We start from the raw sequence: 3811 nt of genomic DNA on the forward strand, positions 1-3811 counted from the left end.
CAATCTGGTCCTACCAGATAACGATATTTTGACCGCCCTGTCGAGTGCAGGATCGCCGCAGTTGGCTCTGTAGCGCTCAGCGAAGCGTATGGCGCCGCCAATGCCGGCCTCTGACGTGGTCGGCGGATTACGCTACGCCAATCCGCCCGACGCGCTGCACCTTGTCCGCGACGCGATCCCCTGCACCAGCGTCGGCGCAGAACGACTCAAAGGCAGCGCGCCCGGCCACCGAAAACACCAGCGCCCGGGAGCCCTTCGGGCGCGCGCACCAGCCGCGTGTGAGCATGGCGCCGAGCAGCGCCGCGCCGAGGCTGCCGGCGAGATGGGCGCGCCGCTCGCTCCAGTCCAGGCAGGCGCGGCACAAGGGCCGACGCCGGTTTTCGAGCGCGGCCATGTCGAGGCCGAAGTCGCAGAAGAAACGCCGGCCGGATTCGGTGACAACGAGTTCATCGTTGCGAGCCGCGAGACGGCCGCCGGCCAGAAAATGGTCGTATAGCGAGACCCCAAGCCCGCCGGCGAGATGGTCGTAGCAGGCGCGGGCCGTCCGCAAGACATCATCCTTCGGACCCGGCCGGGTACGCTGCGGCCGGACGCGGCCGGCAATGCCCATCAGCGCCTCCAGCGCGGCGGCGACGTCCGGTCCGGCGAGGCGGTAGTAGCGATGCCGGCCCTGGTGCTCGACGCTCAGCAACCCGCCGGCCTGCAGCTTGCCGAGATGTCCGCTCGCGGTCTGCGGCGTCACCCCGGCCTCGCGGGCCAGCTCCGACGCCGTCAGCGCCGCTGTCGCCATCAGCGCCTGTAGCATGTTGGTGCGCGCGGGATCGCCGATCAGGGCGGCTACGGCGGCGATGGCAGGACCTTCTTTCATGGCCGCAACCTAGCACGCCGCCATCGCCGATGCTTCGGCCGCGCCCGAAGCATTTTCGGGCACGGGCAGCCTAGCAAGAGCGATGGCCAACCATGGGAGATACACCACGTGACCATCGACATGACGCTATGGATTCTCTGCGCCGCCGTGCTGCTGCTCGCCGGCTTTGTGAAGGGCGTGATCGGGCTCGGGCTGCCGACCATCTCGGTCGGGCTGCTGGGCCTGGTGATGACGCCGCTGCAGGCCGCGGCGTTGCTGGTGATCCCGAACCTCGTCACCAATATTTGGCAGCTTGCCATCGGCGAACCGGTGGCGGCGCTGATCCGGCGGCTATGGCCGCTGCTGGCCGGCATCGCCTTCGGTACGCTTGTGGGCGCGCTGCCTTTGCCGCCGACACCTCGCGCTGGGCTGTCGTCGCGCTCGGCGCTATTCTGGTGGTCTATTCGCTGATCGGACTGTCCGCGATCTACCTGCAAGTGTCACCCGCCGCGGAGCGATGGGCCGGACCGCTGGTCGGTGTGCTGACCGGCCTGGTGACGGTGTGCACCGGCGTTTTCGTCGTTCCCGCCGTGCCCTACCTGCAGGCGCTCGGCCTGCCGCGCGCCATGCTGGTGCAGGCGCTGGGGCTGTCGTTCCTGACATCGACGATTGCGCTCGCGCCCGCCATCGCCTCAACGCAGGGCCTGTCGCCGCAACTGGCCGGCGCCTCGCTGGTCGCGCTGGCGCCGGCGTTCGGCGGCATGTTGATCGGTCAGGCGCTGCGCAACAGGATCAGTCCGACGGCATTCCGCCGCGCCTTCTTCGGCGGGCTGTTGCTGCTCGGCGGCTACCTCGCCGCGAAGCCATGGTTATGATGCGGTAGGGCGCCACAAAAACGGGACCGCGTCGCCGCGGTCCCATTTCAATCTTCGTGCGTAATGCGCCGGCGTCGCGCTCCCTCACCCCGCCCTTGCGGGGAGAGGTGAAGAAAGCGACGCTTAGTTCTTCGTCTTGTCGACCAGGGCGCCCTTCTTGATCCAGGGCATCATGTCGCGGAGTTTCGCGCCGACGTCCTCGATCGGATGGGCGGCGAGCTTGGCACGCGTCGCCTTGAACGAGGTCTGGTTGACCTTGTTTTCCAGCATCCAGTCGCGGGCGAACTTGCCGGACTGGATATCGTCGAGCACGCGCTTCATCTCGGCCTTGGTCTCGGGGGTCACGATGCGCGGGCCGGTGACGTATTCGCCGTATTCCGCGGTGTTGGAGATCGAGTAGTTCATGTTGGCGATGCCGCCTTCATAGATCAGATCGACGATCAGCTTCACTTCGTGCAGGCACTCGAAATACGCCATCTCCGGCGCGTAGCCGGCTTCCACCAGCGTCTCGAAGCCGGCCTTGATCAGTTCGACCAGACCGCCGCACAACAACGCCTGCTCGCCGAACAGATCGGTCTCGCACTCTTCCTTGAACGAGGTCTCGATGATGCCCGCGCGACCGCCGCCGATGGCGGACGCATAGGACAGGCCGAGGTCATGGGCGTTCTCGGAGGCGTCCTTGTGGATCGCGATCAGGCAAGGCACGCCACCGCCGCGCTGGTATTCGGAACGCACCGTGTGGCCGGGGCCCTTCGGTGCGATCATCAGCACGTCGAGATCGGGGCGCGGGTCGAGCAGGTTGAAGTGCACGTTGAGGCCGTGGGCGAACACGAGGGCGGCGCCCTTCTTCATGTTGTCGTGCATGTGCTCGCGGTAGATGTCGCCCTGCAATTCGTCGGGGGTCAGCATCATCATCAGATCGGCCCACTTGGCGGCCTCGGCGACTTCCATCACCTTGAAGCCGGCAGCTTCCGCCTTCTGCGCCGAGGTCGAGCCCTTGCGCAATGCGATCGCCACGTCCTTGACGCCGGAATCCTTCAGGTTCAGCGCGTGGGCATGGCCCTGGCTGCCGTAGCCGACGATGCAGACCTTCTTGCCCTTGATCAGGTTCAGGTCGGCGTCGCGATCGTAATAAACTCGCATGGGTCGTTCCTTTATTCGGCAACTATCTTGTCGTGTTGCCTGTTCGAAGCAGTCAGGGGCGAACCGCCGCTGACCATGAATTGCCGCCGGTTTCTAGGGCGACGTAAGCCGCGAGACAAGCCCGCGACGGTGATTTTGATCCCCAGGGCGCGCTCATGGCTCGACCAGTACGGGATACAGCGAGGCCAGCAGCAGCAGCGCCATGACAATGTTGAAGGCGTTGATAGCGCGGGGCGATTTTACCAGCGTTTGCAGTGCGGTGCCGCATAGCACCCAAGCCACGCAGGAGACGAATCCGATCAGCAGCGACAGCGCCACCTGCAACAGGATATTCCACGGGTAGCCGGCAATCGCCGCATAGGCGGTGATGGTCCCGATCACCATTACCCAGCCCTTGACGTTGACCCACTGAAACAGCGCCGCGCCCAGAAACGTCATCGGCCGGCGCCGCGCGGCGGCGTCGGGATCGGGCGCCCCGGAACGCGCGATGGCCACCGCGAGATAGACCAGATAGGCCGCGCCGGCATATTTCAGCACGGTATGCAGCACCGGATAGGTCGTGAACACCGCGCCCAGCCCAAGGCCGGTCACCGCAATCATGAAGGCGAAGCCGAGCACGACGCCGGCCAGATGCGGCAGCGTGCGGCGGAAGCCGAAATTCAGCCCGGACGCCAGCAACATGATGTTGTTCGGGCCCGGCGTGATGAACATCACGATGGCAAACACGACGAAAGCGATCAGCAGCGGTTGCGAGGTCACGGCATCACCCCGCTTCCACGAGCATCGGCGGCTTCGGCGACAGCAGCATCACGCCGATCCCGCACACCACCACCACCATGCCCACCAGCCGCAGCGGCCCGAACGTCTCGCCGAACACGATCGCCGAGGCCCCTGCGCCGACGAACGGCACCAGCAGCGCGAACGGCACCACCTGCGCCGCGGTGTA

3 protein-coding genes and 2 pseudogenes are annotated in these 3811 nt (G+C 66.1%); 1 reads left to right on the forward strand and 4 read right to left on the reverse strand.

Annotated elements, in window-relative coordinates; all coding sequences use genetic code 11:
* Positions 1-127: 127 nt before the first annotated feature.
* Positions 128-868: a helix-turn-helix transcriptional regulator gene (locus JWR89_RS08615; protein ID WP_299714357.1), complete on the reverse strand. Its 741-nt coding sequence runs from the start codon at positions 866-868 to the stop codon at positions 128-130.
* Between the two features lie 120 nt (positions 869-988).
* Between JWR89_RS08615 and JWR89_RS08620 the strand changes: the two are divergent.
* Positions 989-1722: pseudogene (locus JWR89_RS08620) on the forward strand (sulfite exporter TauE/SafE family protein).
* Positions 1723-1845: 123 nt separating this feature from the next.
* Here JWR89_RS08620 and ilvC read toward each other — a convergent pair.
* The 3 genes and pseudogenes from ilvC to JWR89_RS08635 all read right to left on the reverse strand — a co-directional run.
* A complete protein-coding gene (ilvC, locus tag JWR89_RS08625) occupies positions 1846-2865 on the reverse strand; it encodes a ketol-acid reductoisomerase (RefSeq protein WP_299714359.1) in 1020 nt (339 codons plus the stop codon).
* Positions 2866-3018: 153 nt separating this feature from the next.
* Entirely contained in the window at positions 3019-3624 is a 606-nt protein-coding gene (locus JWR89_RS08630; protein WP_299714362.1) for a LysE family translocator, read from the reverse strand.
* Positions 3625-3628: 4 nt separating this feature from the next.
* Positions 3629-3811, reverse strand: a pseudogene (locus tag JWR89_RS08635) (EamA family transporter); the annotation flags it as partial.

The sequence above is a fragment of the Tardiphaga sp. genome (genome assembly GCF_028290785.1).
GTDB lineage: Bacteria > Pseudomonadota > Alphaproteobacteria > Rhizobiales > Xanthobacteraceae > Tardiphaga.